General features: G+C 61.1%; 1 protein-coding gene. It reads right to left on the bottom strand.

The window, feature by feature from the left end; translation table 11 throughout:
• On the bottom strand, positions 1 to 470 hold a 470-nt coding region (locus ACZ3HH_RS29380), incomplete at both ends, for a ShlB/FhaC/HecB family hemolysin secretion/activation protein (RefSeq protein ID WP_465810014.1).

Genomic DNA, 470 nt, shown 5'->3' with positions numbered 1-470 from the left:
CTGCGCTGGCCGGTCATCAGGCTGCTGAAACTGAAGGACTCGCCACCCAGCACAAAGGGCTGCAGATAGCTGAGGGTGGCGGTGTATTTGCGATAGCGCGCATCCGGCAGCCCAGGCCCCGGCTCGTGATCGCCCTGGGCGTCAAGAGCACCGATGCCGTTTTGCAGGCCCAGGTCGAGGTTGACGAAGGCATTGCCGATCCGCCGGCCATGGTTGATGCCGAACTGCGCCTCGCTGATGCGATTGCTGCTTTCAGCGAGTTTGCTGTCTTCAATGAAGTTGTTGGTGCGCAGGTACGCCAGACCGGTGTTGAGCGAAGTCTTGCTCACCGAGTCGCGATGGATCACCCGCTCCAGGCGCAACTGATGATTCTGGCTGTCGCCGCTCTGCTTGAAATTGAAGCCGTTGGCCTGGCCCAGCGCCCGGTACTCGCTCTGGCTGTAGGTGTAGCTCAGGTTCCACCAGCCAAA

The organism is Pseudomonas sp. PME37.24/025 (genome assembly GCF_055556615.1).
This window is presented reverse-complemented; position numbering and strand designations above follow the sequence as displayed.